Below are 18,447 nucleotides of genomic sequence, written 5' to 3' on the forward strand. Positions count from 1 at the left end.
TAATATCAAGGTTTAATTTGATAATAATTTAAGTTGAATTCAGTGATAAGTCAGCTTCCCGTTCGGTCTAAACTCGGGTGAAACTTTTTGATCTGTGAAGGCAGTAGATGTTTCCCGAATAGAAAGCCCTGCACCTGCAGGCATCCGGCTTGTTGCAGGAATTGCAGCTGTCGTTCCGTTTCGACACCTTCGGCGATTACTGGGATCTTGAAGCTATGGCCGAGCAGAACGGCAGAGCGCAGGATCGCTCTGGCATGGGGGTTGGTTTCGAGCGACTGGGTGAAGGCTCTGTCGACCTTGATCTTGTCGAAGGGAAAGGCTTGCAGCGTGTTGAGCGAGGAATAGCCCTTGCCGAAGTCGTCCATGGCAACGCGCACGCCCATCTTGCGCAGTGAGAGGATCGTCTCGTGAACCCGTTCGTGATCCTCGATCGGGGTGGATTCGGTGAGTTCCACTTCCAGGCGTTCCGCCGGCAGGCCTGTCTTCATCAGCACGGTGGAAACGAGACCGGCAAAATCGCAACGGGAGAACTGCAGCGGGGAAGCGTTGACCGACAGAGTTACCGGGTTTTCCCAGCAGGCAGCTTCCTTACAGGCAGCTTCCAGAACCCAGTTGCCGATATCCAGGATAATGCCTGACCGCTCGGCAATCGGAATGAAGTCTTCCGGCGGAATCGGTCCTTTTTCCGCGTGGCGCCATCGGACCAGCGCTTCGTAGCCAATCAACTCGCCGGTCTTTGTCAGGTTCTGTTTCTGGAAAACCAGGTTGAGCTGGTTTTCGAGCGTTGCATTGCGCAAGTCAGCCGCAAGGCCTGCCTCCCAGCGGTTGGTTTCCTCCATCCCCGTGACATAGGGCTGGATCAGGTTGCCGCCGATCGATTTCGCTTGCTTGGCAGCAAGGTTTGCCCTTTGCACCAGCTTGTTCAGGTCCTTGCCGTCGCGCGGGAACACGGCCAAGCCAATACTGGAGCGGATGGACAGGCGGTAGGAATTCCACTGAACCGGCCTTCGGGCAAGGGAGCGAACCAGACGTGCGAAGTCTACGGCGTCATCCATTGTGTCGAGCGACGGATTGATGACCAGAAATTCGTCACCGTAGAAGCGGGAGATGAAGACCCTGTCGCTCAGGTTGTTTTTCAGTGTATTGGCCAGGGTGCACAGGACAGTGTCGCCAACTTCGTAGCCGTGAAGGTCGTTGATCGCCTTGAACTGGTCCAGGCTGATCAGCACGACGGCGCATGTCTTGCCCTCCAGTTCGGCCTTTTCCAGGAGGTCTGCCGCGGCCTTCTGCACAAAATGCCGGTTTGGAAGTCGTGTCAGAGAATCCTGCAGCGACAGGTGTTTATAGGCTCGCCTGGCCGCGTTTTTCCTGTACCTGTCGAGCAGCGCGCCAGTTGCAGCCACAAGGGTGCATAGACCGAAGATGACCAGCGACATCACCATCATGTGCCTTTCGGACATGAGCATGATTTCGCGCGGGAAACTGACTTCGCGAAGGGGCGTGGTCGGGGAATGCACCGGCATGTGTATCGAAACTGCGGACAGGAAAAGGAACAGCGTTGCACTTACAAATGCGCGTCTGGACTGCAGCTGCGGAACGAAACTCATTGCGATTGCCCCGAGGCACGTTCCGAACAGAAATGTCCAAAGTCCGAAGGCTTTGCCTGCATCAGGTAAACCGGCGATCTCCCTTGCTGTCGTCAGCGTCAGACCCATTCCTGCAATGGCAAGGCCAAAGAGGATGCCGCCAAGTTCCGGTGCGAGCCGGATGTTTCGCCGCACAGCAAGCGCATAACCTGAAAGGAGGCCGGCAAAGACGACGAGCAGGGCAAGCAGAGCCGTTTGAAGCCGGTACCCCGATTCCGCGGGAAGCTTTACCGAAGAAAAGGCGATGATCTGGGCCGCCCAGATTGCAGAGGCGCCGACGAGTGCAGACCAGATGAGCCAGATAACCCGCGCAGGGCTTGCATCGCGGTCAACCTTCGCAAGGAGCAGGAAGGAAAAGGCGCATCCGAAGAGACACGTTGCGATCGCAAGTGTCAAAAGAGCATGATCATGCTCAAAAGACAAAACTGTTGCGACGCGTTCCATAAAAGCTCCCACCGACGGTTGATTTCATGAAAGCTTAAAAAGCATAACAAACTGTGTTTTTTCAGAGTATTCCAAGTATTGCTCTTTGTTTAATCTGGTATTGTTGTAATTGCGCATGAAGTATCTGGTCTGCTAGTGGCTTTTATTGTCAGTTTTGACCTGTTTTACGAGCGCTCTGGGGCGCGTGGGTGCCGCTGCCGGTTCGCCTGCATGCAATTGGAGCGGAAGAACTGCTTCTGAAGAATGCTGCGACATCCGCCCTTTGTCCGAGCCAGGCAAAATCGTAAACATCTGCTGCCAAAAGCACGGCATTTTCAGGCAGAGGCGCGTTCAGTAGGGTTGACTTGACGCTTCGGTAACTGGGGCATGTCCTTAAGTCACCGTAATTTTTGACAATATTTTTTCAGCCTCAAGAAAGCCCGAAATTCGTGCAAAATCCAGCAAATGAGCGGTTCCGGAAGGTCGCGACTCTGCCCGGGTGCCCTGAGGGCATGGGGATGGATAAAATTCTATCGATATAATTAGCAATACGGCATTGATTTGCTTCCAAAACAGGGCGGCCGCGCCGGAGGGCAATGCCTTCAGCGATCAGAAATGCCGCTCCGGCCTCGAGCGAGAGGTGCGGGACAATGCAAACTGTTTAAGACACGTCAGGAGAACGGGTGCATCCCGCAATGCCAACGAAAGCCAGATCCACTCGCGTCGACAACGCTTATGAACGCTTGAAAACCGAGATCCTGAACGGGCAATTGCCGCCCGGATTTCAGGCGCCGGAACCGGATATAGCGACACGGCTGGGCATGAGTCGGACGCCGGTTCGCGAAGCGCTTATCCGCCTGGAGGCTGACGGTCTGGTGGACCTCGTGCCCCGCCGTGGAGCAAAGGTTCTGCCGATTTCGCTGCAGGACATCTGCGAGATCTACCAGATCCTTTCGGCGCTTGAAGCCCTCGCCGCAGGCACCGCTTGCCGCAAGGCGGGCGATGAGACGCTCGCGGAAATCGAAGAAGTGCTCAACGACGCCGATGATGCGCTGGAACGCCAGGACATCGAGGCCTGGGCCGTTCACGATGACAGGTTCCACAGGCTGATGGCCAAGGCGAGCGGCAATCTGCGTCTGGAAGCGGAAATCGAGGGGTTTCTCGATCAGGTCTATCGGGCCAATACCGTGTTGCTTCGTCTGAACAAGGCTCCGGCCTCAAACGCTGCCGATCATCGCAAGATTGTGCTGGCGATCCGGGACGGCGATACCGACAGCGCCACGGAGACGGCGCGGTTGCACCGTCTCAACGGAATGCTCAGGATGAAGGATCTGCTGCAGGACTGCGGGCTCAGCCACGTCTGATCATTTTGGCGCGGCGGGGGCCGGGCCGGTGGACTGTCCGATGATCAGCTCCGCGTCCAGATGCAGAGACGCCGGTTTGCTGGCCGGGTTGGAAATCATGTTCAGGAGCAGCTCGGCAGCCTTTTCCCCGGCGTAGCGAACCGAGGAGCGGGTGCAGGTGAAAATCGGTACTTCGCCGCTGTTGGGCAGGAAAGACAGGGCATCGTCATGGGTGATGATGGACACGTCCTTGCCTGTCTTCAATCCGCACTGGCCGACAGCGCGGGCGACACCGATCGCCGATATCATGGACGAAATCAGGAAGGCGGTCGGCGGATTGTCGCTCTTCAGCATCTCCATCGCATTATCGCAGCCGTAGGGTTCGGTCATGTCGGCGCTGCGCATCAAGGCCGGGTCCGGTGTCAGGCCCCGTGCTGCCAGCGCTTCCTCGAAGCCGCGCCGGCGCCGGTTGGCAAAGTCCATATGTTCCAGACCGTTCAGCAATGCGATCCGGGTGTGGCCGAGGTCCAGCAGCAGGTTCGTCGCCCGCTCGAAGGCCCGCCGGTTGTTCATGTCGATCCAGGATGTTTCCTCCTCGGCACCCGGGATGCGTCCGTGAACGACGAAGGGCAGATTGAGTTCTTTCAGAAGCCTGTGCCTGCGTTCGTCATTTGCGGGGCCGTGAATGATCACGCCGTCGGCCTTCTTGCGTGAGGCGATTTGCCGGTAGGCGTCTTCTTCCTTGGCATCGTCGACGACGGAGATGATCATGTCATAGCCGTGGCGCGAATAGGTCTCCCCGGCGCCGGCTATGAACTCCAGAAAGATCGGGTTCATCATCTCGTGAATTGAGCGCGGTATGACATGGCCGATGGCCATTGCGCGGCCGGTTGCAAGCCGCCGCGCCTGGCTGTTGGGCGCGTAGCCGAGCTTGTCGGCCATCTCGGTCACGCGTTTGCGCGTTTCTTCGCTGACTTCCGGATAGCCGTTCAGTGCGCGGCTTACCGTGGTCTGAGACAGGTTCAGCCGTTGCGACAGTTCTTTCAGGTTTACGCCATTGCTCATTCTGGCCCAAAACGCTTTGAAAGCGCCCTCCCAACAGGCTGTTATTGAAATGCAACATTAATTCGCGAGTTGCGCGCTTGACAAGGCCGAAGCCTGAAGACATGGTTAGGGCCAAATCCAAAGCGGTTTGGATAAAGGGTTCTGGTGGAATTGCCGACCCGGAAAAACGGGTAGGTATTGCTGCAAGGTGGCGAGGTATGCCACCTTGGGTGGAGTGTTCCAGCATAGGGACAATCTGGGAGGACAGATATGAAACTACGTTTGAAAGCCTGCACGGCAGGTCTGGCGCTTGCCATTGGGCTTGGCGCGGGCTCTGCATCCGCGGCCGACCTGAAATTCGCTCCGGGCGAAGGCCCGTTCAACTGGGACAGCTACAACGCATGGGCTGAGAGCGCGCCTGACCTGAAGGGGCAGACCGTGACGATCGCCGGCCCGTGGCTGCAGCCGGAAGACGGTTATTTCCGGAACGTGCTTGCCTATTTCACCGAAGCTACCGGCGCTGAAGTCATCTACACCGGTTCGGATTCCTTCGAACAGCAGATCGTGATTGATGCAGAAGCCGGCGCTGCCCCGAATATCGCCGTCTTCCCGCAACCGGGCCTTGCCGCCGACATGGCTGCGCGCGGCCTGTTGAAGCCGCTTCCGGAAGGCATGGCCGACTGGGTCGCCAACAACTACGGCGCCGGTGAAAGCTGGGTGAACCTCGGTACCTACAAGGATGCCGACGGCCAGGATCAGCTGTTCGGCTTCTTCTACAACGTCAACGTCAAGAGCCTTGTCTGGTACGTGCCGGAAAACTTCGAGGACGCCGGCTATGAAGTGCCGACGACCATGGAAGAGCTGAAGGCGCTGACTGAGCAGATCGTTGCCGATGGTGAAACACCCTGGTGTATCGGTCTGGGTTCAGGTGCTGCCACGGGCTGGCCGGCAACCGACTGGGTCGAGGATCTGATGCTGCGCACGCAGCCGGCTGACGTCTACGACCAGTGGACCACCAACGAGATCCCCTTTGACGACGAGCGTGTCGTTGCCGCGATCGAGGAATTCGGCTGGTTCGCACGCGACGATGCCAAGGTCGCGGGCGGTGCGGGAGCCGTTGCTTCCACCGATTTCCGTGACAGCCCGAAGGGTCTCTTCTCCTCGCCGCCGCAGTGCTACCTGCACCGCCAGGCATCCTTCGTGCCGGCCTTCTTCCCGGACGGCGTCGAGTTCGGTACCGATGTCGACTTCTTCTACTTTCCGGCCTACGCGGAAAAGGATCTCGGCAGCCCGGTTCTCGGTGGTGGCACGCTGATGGCGATCACCAATCCGTCCGACGCGACCAACGAACTGATGAAGTTCTTCGAACTGCCGCTCTCGCATGAAGTGATGATGGCCCAGACCGGCTTCCTCACGCCTCACAAGGGTGCCAACCCGGCAGCCTACAAGGACGACACGCTGCGCGGTCAGGGCGAGATCCTGGTCAATGCCAGCACCTTCCGTTTCGATGGCTCCGATCTGATGCCGGGTGCCGTTGGCGCGGGCACGTTCTGGACCGGAATGGTCGACTATACCGGCGGCAAGGACGCAAAAGCCGTCGCCGAGGAAATCCAGAAAAGCTGGGACGCCCTCAAATAATCCTTCAGGCGGCCGGTCTCCCCAGGGAGGCTGGCCGTTCTTCTGACGGATCGGCGAAAACGTCCAAGAAACAAAGTTCCTAAACGCAGGAAGCCCCCGGTCTTCCGGGTGCCTCCCCATAATCAATAATGGGAGGGAACGGCCATGCTATCGGACAATCCGGCACTGTTAGGGCTCTTTACCATCGTCGTCGGCGTTGGAGCCTGCCTTGCCTATTTCTTCTTTTCGAATGTCTTTCTCGACAAGGTCCTGTTTCCGGCGCGCGGCCCCAATGCAGGAAAGAACATCAACCGGGCGAACATGATCCGGCCCTGGCTGTTCCTGTTCCCGGCCTTGTTCGCGTTGACGCTCTATCTTGCCTATCCGGTCTTCGAGACCTTGCGGCTGTCGCTGACAGACCGCTCCCAGGGAGGGGCCTTTGTCGGCCTTGCCAACTATCGCCAGATGATGAACGAGGCGAAGTTCTGGGAAGCGGTGCGCAACAACATGCTGTGGCTGATTGTCGTGCCGGCTGCCTCGACGGCTTTCGGGCTGCTGGTCGCCCAGCTCACGGACCGGATCAGATGGGGCAACTTCGCCAAGTCGCTGATCTTCATGCCGATGGCAATCTCTTTCGTTGGCGCATCGGTCATCTTCAAGCTGATCTACGATACGCGCGCCGCCGATCAGAACCAGATCGGCGTTCTGAACGCGATCTGGCTGAAGTTTGACGGTGGCATCGGCTCCGTTGTCTTTCTGCAGCTTCTGCCGACCCTTCTCCTGCTGGCGTTCGCTGTTGTTGTTGCCTATGTGGCCTGGACCTTCGTGCGCGGCATTGTCGCCCGGGGGGAGGACAAGTCGATCTGGCTTCTGCCCCTGCGTCTTCTGGTCGCCGTTGGCGGGATCTGGCTGATCTGGATTTCGCTGAATTCCGCGCTCGGTGTCTGGATTGCCGAAGTGCCCTACGGCGAACCGCAGACCTGGCTGACCTTGCCGCTGTGGAACAACTTCTTCCTGATGGTGGTGCTGATCTGGATTCAGACCGGCTTTGCCATGGTGATCCTGTCCGCGGCCCTGCGCGGCATTCCGGAGGAAACCGTGGAAGCTGCGATCGTTGACGGTGCCAATCCGTTCCAGATCTTCTTCAAGATCAAGGTGCCGCAGATCATGGGGACCATCGTGGTGGTCTGGACGACGATCACGCTCACCGTGCTCAAGGTGTTCGACATCGTCTTCGCGATGACCAACGGCCAGTGGGAGACCCAGGTTCTGGCCAACTACATGTACGACAAGCTTTTCCGTGCCAACGATTGGGGAGTGGGGTCGGCGAGTGCCATCATCATCATGCTGCTCGTCACGCCGATCCTCGTCTGGAACGTTTACAACGCCCGGAAGGAGATGAAGTGATGGCCAGTATTGCTGGGAAAAAATCCGGCCTGACCTGGGCCGTTCAGATCTCCGTCGCAGCACTCGTTCTGTTGTGGCTGTTCCCGACCGTCGGGCTGTTCGTCTCGTCCTTCCGGACCGCGGACCAGATCTCCAGTTCCGGCTGGTGGGCGGCGCTGTTTCCGGCGAAGCAGAACGAGGTCTACCGGACTTCGGATCCGGACGAGACCCGTGTTGCCGACGGAGACCTTTTCACCGTGTCGGGCAACATCTTCGAAGGCGAGCCGCGCGAGATCCGCTCGTGGGGCGTCTCATCCAGAGACGTGTCTGCTTACCAGTCGGGCGAAACGGCGGATATGGGCGATGGCGAAAGCCTGACGCTCCAGGCCGACGGGTCCTATGTCTGGAAGGGCAATGACAAGCAGATCTCCGGCCGTGGCCAGCGTGTTTTCGTGACCGCGACCGTGCCGCCGGAATTCACGCTGGAAAACTACCAGACCATCCTCTTTTCCGGCACCGGACAGGACAACATGGGCAAGGCGTTCTTCAACACGCTGACGGTCACCATTCCGGCGACGATCATCCCGATCGTCATTGCGGCGTTCGCAGCCTATGCGCTTGCCTGGATGGAATTTCCCGGCCGCGCCCTCTTGATCGCCGCCGTTGTGGCGCTGCTCGTCGTGCCGTTGCAACTGGCGCTCATTCCGCTGCTGCGGCTTCATCTCGCCGTCGGTATCGGCAAGGGATACATGGGGGTCTGGCTGGCCCATACGGCCTTCGGCATGCCGCTCGCGGTCTATCTGCTCAGGAACTACATGGTCGGATTGCCGCGGGACATCATCGAGAATGCCAAGGTGGACGGGGCGACGGATTTCCAGATCTTCACCCGCATCATCCTGCCGCTCAGCTTTCCCGCCCTGGCGTCCTTCGCCATCTTCCAGTTCCTGTGGACCTGGAACGATCTGCTGGTGGCCAAGGTGTTCCTGATCGATGCCACAGGCTCGACCACGGTGATGACCAACCAGATCGTCGAACTCCTGGGAACGCGCGGCGGCAACTGGGAAATTCTCGCGACGGCGGCCTTTGTGTCCATTGCCGTGCCGCTCTTCGTGTTCTTCGCGATGCAGCGCTATCTCGTGCGCGGCCTGTTGGCCGGGTCGGTGAAATAACATGAACAAAATCAACAATCGGGAGCAGCCGGCATGACATCGTTGTCCTTGAAGAATGTCAGCAAGTCCTATGGATCGGTCGAAGTTCTGCGCAACATCAACATGGAGATCAACGCAGGTGAGCTGATCGTTTTCGTCGGTCCGTCCGGGTGCGGAAAGTCGACATTGCTGCGGATGATCGCAGGACTTGAAAAGATCACCGGCGGAACACTGGAGATCGACGGTGTGGTCGTCAACGACGTGCCGCCGGCACAGCGCGGCATTGCCATGGTGTTCCAGTCCTATGCGCTTTATCCGCACATGACGGTCTACGACAACATGGCCTTCGCCCTGAAGCTGGCAGGCAAGTCGCGCGACGAAATCGACAAGGCCGTGCGGGCGGCTGCGGACAGGCTGCAGCTAACTGCCTATCTCGACCGCCTGCCGAAAGCACTCTCCGGCGGTCAACGCCAGCGTGTTGCCATCGGCCGTTCGATCGTGCGGGATCCCAAGGTATTCCTGTTCGACGAACCGCTGTCGAACCTTGATGCCGCCTTGCGTGTTGCCACCCGGATCGAGATCGCACAGCTGAAGGAGAGCATGCCGGAAAGCACCATGATCTACGTCACTCACGACCAGGTGGAAGCGATGACCCTCGCGACCCGGATTGTCGTGCTGCATGGTGGAGACGTGGAACAATTCGGTGCGCCGCTGGACCTTTACGAGCGTCCCGCAAACACGTTCGTTGCCCAGTTCATCGGCTCTCCGGCAATGAACCTCGTCGATGCCAAGGTGACGGCGACCGGCCAGATGACATCTGTCCAGATGTCCGATGGCGGTCACGCGGATGTACCGATTGCCTCGCTCGACAGCGACAAGGGTGCGCGCGTCAAGCTGGGCGTGCGCCCGGAAGATCTCAGCGTTACCGAAGGTGACGATTATCTGGTCGCGGCGAATGTCGAAATCGTGGAAGCCCTCGGCGAGACAACAGTGCTCTATTTTGCGCCGAGAGAAGGCCACGATGCTTTCATTGCCAAGATCCCGGGTATCTACAAGGTCGAAAAGGGCACGGAACTGCGCCTGACGGCCCCGCCGGAAAAGCTGCATCTGTTCGATGGCGAAGGGCGGTCATTCCTTTACAGGTGATATTCCCGGCAGGATTGGGTGTTTTTGGTAACGCTGTTGACCCCCACCCCTAACCCCTCCCCACAAGGGGGAGGGGGACTAATGCTTTACCGCGCCACTATGTAGGTGCGCTGAAACCCGCTATCCCTTTTCAGGTATTCGGGCAGACAAGTGAGATCTTTTCAATCTGCACGGACTGATCCCCCTCCCCCTTGTGGGGAGGGTTAGGGGTGGGGGTATTCTTCGACTGAAGCTTGGGATACCAACCCCACTTAATCCTTGCCTCTAATCCCGGCAAGTCTAGTGCTGATGCCCTGCATGGCTGTGCCGGGTTGCATTGATGGATTCGACCTGGGCCTGCATCTCGATATGGCCGAAATCGAATTCGATCTCGATTTCGAATTCCTCTCCTTCCCGGAAAGGGCGGGTAAGGCCGCCGAGGCGCAGGGCCAGGGCGTTGGGAGCAAGAACGAGGGCCTTGCCCGGCTGGATCGGAACGGGCGGCAGGGGATCGTAGCCGGATTCACCGTCCTTCAGGGCAAAGCCGACCAGTTCGGCCTTCGAGGCGATGTCGGTGTGACCGCCAACCAGCTTTACCTGTCGTCCGGAGGTGTTCTCGATGTTGACGAAAAGCAGCGCGGAGTTGCCCGAAGTCTCGCGGATCCAGGCATGGACAGCACGCACGCCTTCAGACGTGCCTTCGTGGCTGTCTTCATCCTCATCGTGATGAAGTTCGGCTTCGTAATGCGTTTCGTGTGCTTCTGCATCGCCATGCCCTGTTTCGGAGGTAGTATGTGTACCGGACGCCAAGGCAGAGTAGGGCAGGCAGAACAGCAGCGGCAACAGGACGGCAAGGGCGCGCATATCGGGAAGATCCTTCAGGCTTCAGGTCAGGCGCGCAAATCAGTAATGATATTACGTGACATTGCCATGAAGGCCGGCAGAAGCGCGAGCAGCACCGTCAGACTGACGAAACCGGCAATGAGGTGAAACTCCGGCCAGTCGAGCGTTGCCGTCACCAGAATGTCCGTTCGGGAGGTGACAATTGAGGAGATGACATCGACCGCGATCCAGCCGACGCCCAGCCCGGCAGCCGAGCCCAGGACAATCAGGGTGGCGGCATAAGACCAGACCACGGCAAAGACGAAGCGTCCCGGTGCCCCGAGAGCCCGCAGGAGTGCCAGACGCCTGGCGAACAGCCGGGCAAGGGCTATCAGCCCCGTCAGGACGCCAGCGGTCACAAGCACCTGGGTCAGCACCGCCATCACCGACATGATCTGGCGGATGTCCCCCATGAGTGCATGAAGTTGCGCAAGCACCGCGCCTGGGAAGAACGCCATGGTGTCGTCGCGGGTGAACTCGGACCGCAGGGCGTAATTCGCCCAGAGTTCATTGGCATGAACGAGTATCGCCGGTGTTCCCGGGAAATAATCGGCGTCAAACGGCGGGCCGATCTGTGTCTGTCGTTCCGGGCCATGGCCATTGGTCAGCCCGTGCACTTCCCAGACGCTTTCCACCGGAACGAGAATGGCCTTGTCCCACGGGCTGCCGGTGGGCGGCATCCTGCCGACGATGGTGAGCGCGTGGCCGGCGTGGGCATCTTCTTCCGCGCTGTCACCAATCCCGTGCGCGGGTTCGAATGTCTCGCCAAGCTTCAGGTCGACCCGCGAGCCGGCAACCGCTTCCCCGCTGCCGGCAAAGAGCCTGCCTTCGGCGAGGTTCCCTGCCAGATGCGTGACGAACTGCGGCGTAGTGCCGACAACGGGTGACGACAGGTAGCTGTCGCCGAAGGCAATCGGGGCGGCAAGGTCGACGTCGTCATGGGTGGCAATCTCGTTGTAGATCTCGCCTCCCAGAAGCGGCACGTCGCTTGGGTTTAGATAGACGGCGGCAAACATCATGGTGATTTCGCTGCCGGGGGCTGCGACGATCAGATCGAACTTTTCCGCTGCCCGTGCCGTTCCCTTTTTGAGGCCGCGTTCCTGGGCTATCAGGCCAACGCCGATGCCGATGGAAATGGCGATCAGGGCAACAAAGGTCAGATTGGTCCAGCGGAAGCGCCAGAGCAGTGCTCCGACCAGCGCCTGAGGCCGGAAGCCCCAGATCACGATCAGGCCGGTTATCACGGCAGGCAACAGAAGCAGCACGAGCCACAGCGTGTCCTGGGCAAGTGGCGAAAGGTCCTGCCAGCGGTCTGCGACAAAGTCAGGCACCGGCGGCCTCCGTCTGCAGGTGGCCGTCCGTCACTTCAATGACCCTATCCATCCGGTCCAGCAGATGTTGGTCGTGGCTGACGGCGATCAGGGTCTTGTTCTGCGCGCGGGTCAGGCTGATCAGGTCTTCGATCAGGGCATCGGCTGTCTTGCGGTCGAGGCTTGCCGTCGGTTCGTCCGCGAGAATGATCGCGGGGTCGTGGGCCAGCGCGCGGGCGATCGCAGTGCGTTGGCGCTCGCCGCCGGAAAAACTGTCTACGGTCCGCGCTTCTGCCGGCACCTTGAGGCTCTTGAGAAAATCCCGTGCGGTGTCGGTGATCGACCGGCGCTTTTCTGCCGGGTTGAACGCCGTTGCAAGGGAGGCGTTGCCAAGGGCGCTCAGTTCCTCGAACAGCAGGAAGTCCTGGAAAATCAGCCCGACATGGCTGCGGCGGAACGCGGCGCGGGCGGCGTCGTTCAGCTGCACCAGATCGGTTGCACCCCAGCGGATATGACCTGTCATGGCCGGGTGCAGTCCGGCGAGCGCGTAGAGAAAGGTCGATTTCCCGGCTCCTGACGGGCCACGCAGGCCGATGGTTGCGCCTGGTGTTGCTTCAAAGTGATCGCAAGACAGCAACACCCGGCCACCCGGTGCCCTGACGCGGAGATCGTCGACTTGAAGAGCAAGATTCATGAGAAGTTGTCAGCTGCGTTCATAGACAGCATCGACCAGTCTTGCCCGGCTGACGAACCCGGTCTCTGGATCCTTGAAGGTTCCCAGCTCCAGAACGCCGCGTGTCACGATCTTGCTGTTGAAGGCGACCACATCGACAATGCGCTTGGTGTAGATGGCGAGAATGTCCCGCGGCCATTCCGCCTCGGTTTCACAGAACGGGCAAACTGCCATCGGAATCTTGGTGAGCACGAAGAACTGGCTGTCGGCCTTCAGGGGTGGTGCCATGTAGCCACCGACCGACACCCTGGTGCCTTCCAGTGAATGGGCGAGGTCGGAAAAGCTCCGGTCCTTGTTGTAAAGCGTGCGCAACTTGAGGGGGGCGTCCGCCGCACTTGCTGTGCCCTTTAGCAGATGCCCGGCAAACGGAGCGAGACCGAGCCCGACGATGAGCTGTCTGCGGTTCATGACATCGCTGGTTCTGGCCAATTCATGCTCCTAACTTATCCGGCTAATATGACAAACAGGCAAAGGCCTGGCGGGCGGCAGGCCTTCAGGATCCCTGGCCGGTTTTCGACCAGGGATCCCGCTGAGCGCTTGTTGAACGCTGACTGAAGGCTTATTGGGCGTTCACAGCGTGGTTCATGACGTGGAAGATCACGTTCTGCTCGATGGTGCCATCGACCAGGTGCGCCCACGGGCCCTTTGCGTAGACCGCAACATCTTCACCCGAATGGGTTTCGGAGGACTTGGGGATCAGCGCCTGCTGGACGTAGTCCAGATCGGTGGCCGTTTCCTGGTCCAGGTCCGGGCGCGAGCCGGTGTAGTCGTTTTCGCCTTCGCCCTTCTTCAGAACCGAGCCTGTGCCGTTCAGGTAACCGATCACGGTGTACGGCTTGCCGTCATCCGCGGTCAGAACCTTGTCGGAATGCTTGATACCAACCTGGGCAACGTCGTAGCAAAGGCCGAGGATGGCCGAGCCGCGGCCGCAATAGCCGTTGAAGGCGATGGCGTGTTCGTGGTCGGCGGTGACGATGATCAGCGTGTCTTCATCGTTGGTCAGCTCGTCAGCAATGGCAACGGCTTCTGCAAAGGCGACACCGTCGCGCATGGCGCGGGCCGCATTGCCGTCATGGTTGGCGTGGTCGACGCGGCCGGCTTCGATTTCCAGGTAGTAGCCGCCTTCGTTCTTGGACAGATACTCGATGGCTGCCTTGGTCATGTCGGCCAGAGACGGCTCGTCATTGTCGGCGCGGTCGGCCTCATATTCCATGTGGCTGTTGTTGAACAGGGCCAGGACGGGGCTGGAGCCGTCAAGCTTCAGCGACTGGAAACCGGCGGTGTCGGATGCGAACTGTGCGCCCAGCCCGGTTGCACGCTCAACCAGGTCGACATTGTCTTCGCGGCGGCCCTTCAGCCCACCCATTTCCTTGTCCTTCGGCAGGAAGTAACGGCCACCGCCGCCCATTGCGAAATCAACGGTGCCGGCTTCCATGGCGTCGATCAGCTGGGTTGCGATGTCTTTCTGTGCGGTGCAGCCTTCCGGCACGGCGTCTTCCCAGTTGCGGTTGGCGGTCTTGGCGTAGACAGCAGCCGGAGTTGCGTGGGTCAGGCGGGCGGTGGAGATGACGCCGACGGACTTGCCGGCTTCGGTCATCATTTCGGAGAACAGGGCAAGCTGGTTGCCTTCGACGGTGGAGCAATCGTCATGGATGGCTTCTTCGCCGAGGTTGATCAGGTTGAAGCGCTGCTTCACGCCCGTGTTCATCGAGCCGGCGGTCGGAGCGGAGTCCGGCGTCTGGGCGTTGATGTTGTAGGTCTTGACCAGGGCGCTGTAGAACTCCGGAGTTTCGTACGGGAGAACGTTTTCCTCGCCCAGCATGCCTTTCTGCTGACCGTCGAAAAGGCGGGTGGCGTAGTTGGTTCCGACACCGTTGCCGTCTGCGATCAGCAGGATCACGTTCTTGGCGCGGTTGGTGTTCGGCTGACGGTCCAAAATGGCCTGAATGGCGGCTTCGCCATCCTTGTACCACTGGCTGGAGGCTTGCGGCAGGGCGTCCTGAGCAAAGGCGACGGAGCCGGTCAGAGCCAGCGCCAGCGAAGTGCAAACGATCGTTTTCATGATATCTCCCGGAGGTGAGGGTGCATCCCGGGAGCTACTTAAAAACGCTGCATGACATCTGATTGACAGTTGGATGACGAAACAGATTTGTTATTTTATTACATAACTTCGACGATTGAATTCAACTCTTCTACTTTTGCGCCGTCTTGTCTCTTCTTCGGTAGCGTCTTGTCATCGAACCGCAGGGTTATTCCCTGCCGGGTCATCGGCCTGGCAGCCTCGTGAAACGCCCGGGCAATTACAGATAGAAAAATGGCGTCCTGAAATCTGAGGACGCTGTCGCGTCCTGTGTTCCTGGGCTGCCCCCTATCCCCTATTGTCACATCATTTTCATATGAGCGTCGAATAAGGTTCATATGAAAATGTTTTAACGGGCTTCGAAGTCAGGCTTTTTCGAGTCAACATGATGCCTTTGGAGCAACTGGCCTTCTGCATCTGCAGGAGGAGAGGGGACGATGGCGGATCAGAAGAACATGCTTGGGCAAATAGACATTTCAAAGCGTCAGGCCGAAATCGCGGATCTGGTACAAAAGGCAGGATTTGCGTCCGTCGAGGAACTGGCGGACCGGTTCGAGGTGACCACGCAGACAATTCGCAGGGACGTCAACGGTCTTTGCGAACTGGGGATCCTGCGCCGGACCCACGGCGGCGTCGAGCCTCCGGCACCGGCGTCCAACATCCATTATTCCACCCGGCAGATCCTCAATCTTCCGGAAAAGCAGCTGATTGCGAAACTGGTGGCCGGTCATGTCGGCAACAACCAGTCGATCGCGTTTTCTATCGGCACCACTCCGGAGATCGTGATGCAGGCCCTGGTGGGGCACGAGAAACTGGCGGTTTTCACGAACAATCTGAACGTGGCCTTCACGGCTTCGGTCAACCCGTCGTTTCAGGTGACCATCACCGGCGGGCGGTTGCGTCATGGCGACCGCGACGTGCTGGGGTCCGCAGCGCAGGCGTTCTTCTCCAACTACAAGGTCGATATCGGCATTTTTGGTGTCGCAGGTGTCGATGAAGACGGCACGCTGCTGGATTTCCACGAGGACGAAGTGGCGGCCCGCCAGTCGATACTCGCCAATTGCCGCCGGTCCTATCTGGTCCTCGATCACAGCAAGTTCGGCCGGAACGCCCATGTGCGCGGCGGTCAGCTCAGCGATGTCGATGCGATCTTCACCGATTGCCCGGTGCCGGATGTTTTCCTGGCATCGCTGGAAGGCACGAAAACGGAAGTGTTCGTGGCCGACGACGGGGATGAGGCGTGACATCAGATCCGCATATCCCGGGTGCAAAACCCTCTGGCGCCGGCAAGCCGATCGTCCTTGAAACGGTGTCGCGTACCTGGGGTGAGACGGTGGCTGTCGATGGCCTGTCGATCGATATTCCGGCAGGCTCCTTCACGGCACTTCTGGGACCGTCCGGCTGTGGCAAGTCAACGACATTGCGCATGATCGCGGGCCTCGAGAATGTCAGCAGCGGACGCATCCTGATCGGCGGAGAGGATGTCACCGGTCGTCCGTCGGCCAAGCGTGACCTTGCCATGGTGTTCCAGTCCTATGCGCTGTTTCCACATCTGAATGTCGGTGAGAACATCATCTTCGGCCTGAAGGTCCGCCGGGTCGGCAGGGCCGAGCGGGACCGGCGTCTTGCAAGGGTTGCCGATCTTCTGGGCCTTGGCCAGTTACTGGAGCGCAAGCCGGGTCAGCTTTCAGGCGGTCAGCAGCAGCGTGTCGCGCTTGGACGGGCAATCATCGGCGAAAAGCCGATTTGCCTGATGGACGAGCCGCTGTCCAATCTCGACGCCAAGCTGCGCCATGAAATGCGGGTGGAAATCCGCGCGCTGCAGCAGCAGCTCGGCTTCACGATGGTCTATGTCACGCATGATCAGGTCGAGGCCATCACCATGGCCGATCAGGTGGTGCTTTTGAATGGTGGCCGGCTGGAGCAGGTGGCGAGCCCGCGGGATCTTTACGAAAAACCGGCAACGCCCTTTGCCGCCTGTTTTATCGGTACACCGCCAATGAACCTCTTTCCGGCCAATGCCTTCAGGAAGCTGTGCACCGCGCCGGACTTCAAGCTGGGCCTGCGCCCGGAGGCAATGCATCTGGAAGACGGTGGTCCAGTCAACGCGTCTGTTCGTGCCGTCGAGTATCTTGGGGCGGATGTGCTGGCCGATTGCGAAGTTGCCGGCACCGGTTTTCAAGTGCGCCTTCCGGCCAGCCGGGCCTTCACGCCAGGCCAATCCGTGCAGCTCGGCTTTTCGCCGGACGACCTTCATGTTTTCGACGCCGATACCGGCCGCCGCCGGGACGATCTCATTTCCGAGTTCGGAGCCTTGTTGCGCTCCTGACCTGCTGCGCACGCCCGCGTAGACCGACCGCAGACCTGCGGATTTTCGAACCTTAGGAAGTAAGCTGATGTTGAAGTCCACTTTCCTGAAAGCCGTTGCGGCAACGGCGCTTACCTTCAGCACCTGGGCCTCCGCTCAGGCTGTTGATTTGCAATTCTATTTTCCGGTCGCCGTTGGCGGCAAGGCTGCTGACACCATCCAGGAACTGACCGACGCCTATGTTGCGCAGAACCCGGATGTTACCATCGACGCCGTTTATGCCGGCTCCTACCAGGACACCGTCGCCAAGGCGATCACCGCTTCGCGCGGTGGCAACCCGCCCCAGCTTTCGGTGATCCTGTCTGCCGACATGTTCACCCTGATCGATGAAGACCTGATCCAGCCCTTCGACGACTATCTGACCAGCGACGAAGACAAGAAATGGGTCGAAGGCTTTTATCCGGCATTCATGGAGAACAGCCAGACCGGCGGCAAGACCTACGGCATTCCGTTCCAGCGCTCCACGCCGGTGCTCTACTGGAACAAGGAAGCCTTCGAAGCGGCCGGGCTTGATCCGGAGGTCGCTCCGGCAACCTGGGACGAAATGGTCGAATTCGGCAAGAAGCTGACGAAGAAAGACGACAGCGGCAATGTCACCCAGTGGGGCGTGCGTATTCCGTCTTCCGGTTTCCCGTACTGGCTGTTCCAGGGCCTTGCCATCGAAAACGGCGCGATTCTGGCCAATGCCGACGGCAACAAGACCAACTTCGATGATCCCAAGGTGGTAGAGGCGCTGCAGTATCTTGTCGATCTCAGCACAAAGCACGAAGTGATGGCTCCGGGCATCATCGAGTGGGGCGCAACACCGAAAGCCTTTTTCGAAGGCCAGACGGCCATGATGTGGACGTCCACCGGCAACCTCACCAACGTTCGTGACAATGCTCCGTTCAAGTTCGGCGTTGCCATGCTGCCGGAAAAGGCACAGCGCGGCGCACCGACTGGCGGTGGCAACTTCTACCTGTTCAAGGGCGCTTCCGACGAACAGAACAAGGCTGCCGTCAAGTTCGTTCAGTGGATCACGGCTCCGGAACAGTCCGCGAAGTGGACCATCGCAACAGGCTACGTCGCTCCGCGCGCCGAAACCTGGGAAACCGACACGATGAAAGCTTATGCGGCTGATTTTCCGGCTGTCCTGGTTGCCCGCGACCAGCTGGACTTCGCCAAGGCTGAACTGGCGACCTACCAGAACCAGCGCGTGACCGGCATCTTCAACGATGCGCTGGCTGCTGCCATCACGGGCCAGAAGGATGCCGAAACGGCGCTGAAGGAAGCTCAGGCGCAGGCCGACGAGATCCTGAGCGAATACCGCTAACGCCATTCGGGGCGGAGCGCCGGGTCCCAC

15 protein-coding genes are annotated in these 18,447 nt (G+C 59.5%); 8 read left to right on the forward strand and 7 right to left on the reverse strand.

Going from position 1 to position 18,447, the window contains the following annotated elements:
- Positions 1-50 precede the first annotated feature (50 nt).
- Positions 51-2,090, reverse strand: coding sequence for an EAL domain-containing protein (locus tag FIV03_RS11270; RefSeq protein ID WP_152509603.1), 2,040 nt, complete (start codon positions 2,088-2,090; stop codon positions 51-53).
- Positions 2,091-2,764: 674 nt separating this feature from the next.
- Between FIV03_RS11270 and FIV03_RS11275 the strand changes: the two genes are divergently transcribed.
- Positions 2,765-3,433: a GntR family transcriptional regulator gene (locus tag FIV03_RS11275; protein WP_152509604.1), complete on the forward strand. Its 669-nt coding sequence runs from the start codon at positions 2,765-2,767 to the stop codon at positions 3,431-3,433.
- Here the strand turns inward: FIV03_RS11275 and FIV03_RS11280 are convergent, their stop codons facing one another.
- Positions 3,434-4,477, reverse strand: coding sequence for a substrate-binding domain-containing protein (locus FIV03_RS11280; protein ID WP_152509605.1), 1,044 nt, complete (start codon positions 4,475-4,477; stop codon positions 3,434-3,436). It lies immediately after the preceding gene.
- A 249-nt stretch (positions 4,478-4,726) separates the two neighbouring features.
- Between FIV03_RS11280 and FIV03_RS11285 the strand changes: the two genes are divergently transcribed.
- From FIV03_RS11285 to ugpC, 4 genes are all read left to right on the forward strand, one after another.
- Positions 4,727-6,094 carry an ABC transporter substrate-binding protein gene (locus tag FIV03_RS11285; protein WP_023001179.1) on the forward strand — a complete coding sequence of 456 codons (1,368 nt, stop codon included), beginning with the start codon at positions 4,727-4,729 and terminating at the stop codon, positions 6,092-6,094.
- A 144-nt stretch (positions 6,095-6,238) separates the two neighbouring features.
- Positions 6,239-7,480: a sugar ABC transporter permease gene (locus FIV03_RS11290; RefSeq protein ID WP_055656417.1), complete on the forward strand. Its 1,242-nt coding sequence runs from the start codon at positions 6,239-6,241 to the stop codon at positions 7,478-7,480.
- Positions 7,480-8,628: a carbohydrate ABC transporter permease gene (locus FIV03_RS11295; RefSeq protein WP_152509606.1), complete on the forward strand. Its 1,149-nt coding sequence runs from the start codon at positions 7,480-7,482 to the stop codon at positions 8,626-8,628. The genes FIV03_RS11290 and FIV03_RS11295 overlap by 1 nt, the downstream gene beginning before the upstream one ends.
- 33 nt (positions 8,629-8,661) lie before the next feature.
- On the forward strand, positions 8,662-9,753 hold the full coding sequence (ugpC, locus tag FIV03_RS11300; RefSeq protein WP_023001182.1) for a sn-glycerol-3-phosphate ABC transporter ATP-binding protein UgpC: 1,092 nt from the start codon (positions 8,662-8,664) through the stop codon (positions 9,751-9,753).
- 279 nt (positions 9,754-10,032) lie between these two features.
- Here ugpC and FIV03_RS11305 read toward each other — a convergent pair whose 3' ends face one another.
- From FIV03_RS11305 to FIV03_RS11325, 5 genes are all read right to left on the reverse strand, one after another.
- Positions 10,033-10,596 carry a copper chaperone PCu(A)C gene (locus tag FIV03_RS11305; RefSeq protein ID WP_152509607.1) on the reverse strand — a complete coding sequence of 188 codons (564 nt, stop codon included), beginning with the start codon at positions 10,594-10,596 and terminating at the stop codon, positions 10,033-10,035.
- A gap of 26 nt (positions 10,597-10,622) precedes the next feature.
- Positions 10,623-11,945, reverse strand: a complete 1,323-nt coding sequence (locus FIV03_RS11310; protein ID WP_152509608.1) for an FtsX-like permease family protein — start codon at positions 11,943-11,945, stop codon at positions 10,623-10,625.
- Positions 11,938-12,618 (reverse strand): ATP-binding cassette domain-containing protein, encoded by a 681-nt coding sequence (locus FIV03_RS11315; protein WP_152509609.1) that lies wholly within the window; start codon positions 12,616-12,618, stop codon positions 11,938-11,940. The genes FIV03_RS11310 and FIV03_RS11315 overlap by 8 nt, the downstream gene beginning before the upstream one ends.
- A 9-nt stretch (positions 12,619-12,627) precedes the next feature.
- Entirely contained in the window at positions 12,628-13,086 is a 459-nt protein-coding gene (locus FIV03_RS11320; RefSeq protein WP_209009942.1) for a hypothetical protein, read from the reverse strand.
- 130 nt (positions 13,087-13,216) lie between these two features.
- The gene (locus FIV03_RS11325) at positions 13,217-14,719 is read right to left on the reverse strand and encodes an alkaline phosphatase (protein WP_075283666.1); all 1,503 of its coding nucleotides are present in this window, start codon (positions 14,717-14,719) and stop codon (positions 13,217-13,219) included.
- Positions 14,720-15,174: 455 nt separating this feature from the next.
- Here FIV03_RS11325 and FIV03_RS11330 point away from each other — a divergent pair, with 455 nt between their 5' ends.
- The 3 genes from FIV03_RS11330 to FIV03_RS11340 all read left to right on the forward strand — a co-directional run bounded on the left by FIV03_RS11330 (position 15,175) and on the right by FIV03_RS11340 (position 18,417).
- Positions 15,175-15,981, forward strand: coding sequence for a DeoR/GlpR family DNA-binding transcription regulator (locus FIV03_RS11330; protein ID WP_023001188.1), 807 nt, complete (start codon positions 15,175-15,177; stop codon positions 15,979-15,981).
- The gene (locus tag FIV03_RS11335; protein ID WP_173013826.1) at positions 15,978-17,066 is read left to right on the forward strand and encodes an ABC transporter ATP-binding protein; all 1,089 of its coding nucleotides are present in this window, start codon (positions 15,978-15,980) and stop codon (positions 17,064-17,066) included. The genes FIV03_RS11330 and FIV03_RS11335 overlap by 4 nt, the downstream gene beginning before the upstream one ends.
- A 67-nt stretch (positions 17,067-17,133) precedes the next feature.
- On the forward strand, positions 17,134-18,417 hold the full coding sequence (locus FIV03_RS11340) for an ABC transporter substrate-binding protein (protein ID WP_075283663.1): 1,284 nt from the start codon (positions 17,134-17,136) through the stop codon (positions 18,415-18,417).
- Positions 18,418-18,447: the final 30 nt, after the last annotated feature.

The sequence above is a fragment of the Labrenzia sp. THAF187b genome, from assembly GCF_009363375.1.
GTDB classification, from domain to species: domain Bacteria; phylum Pseudomonadota; class Alphaproteobacteria; order Rhizobiales; family Stappiaceae; genus Roseibium; species Roseibium algicola.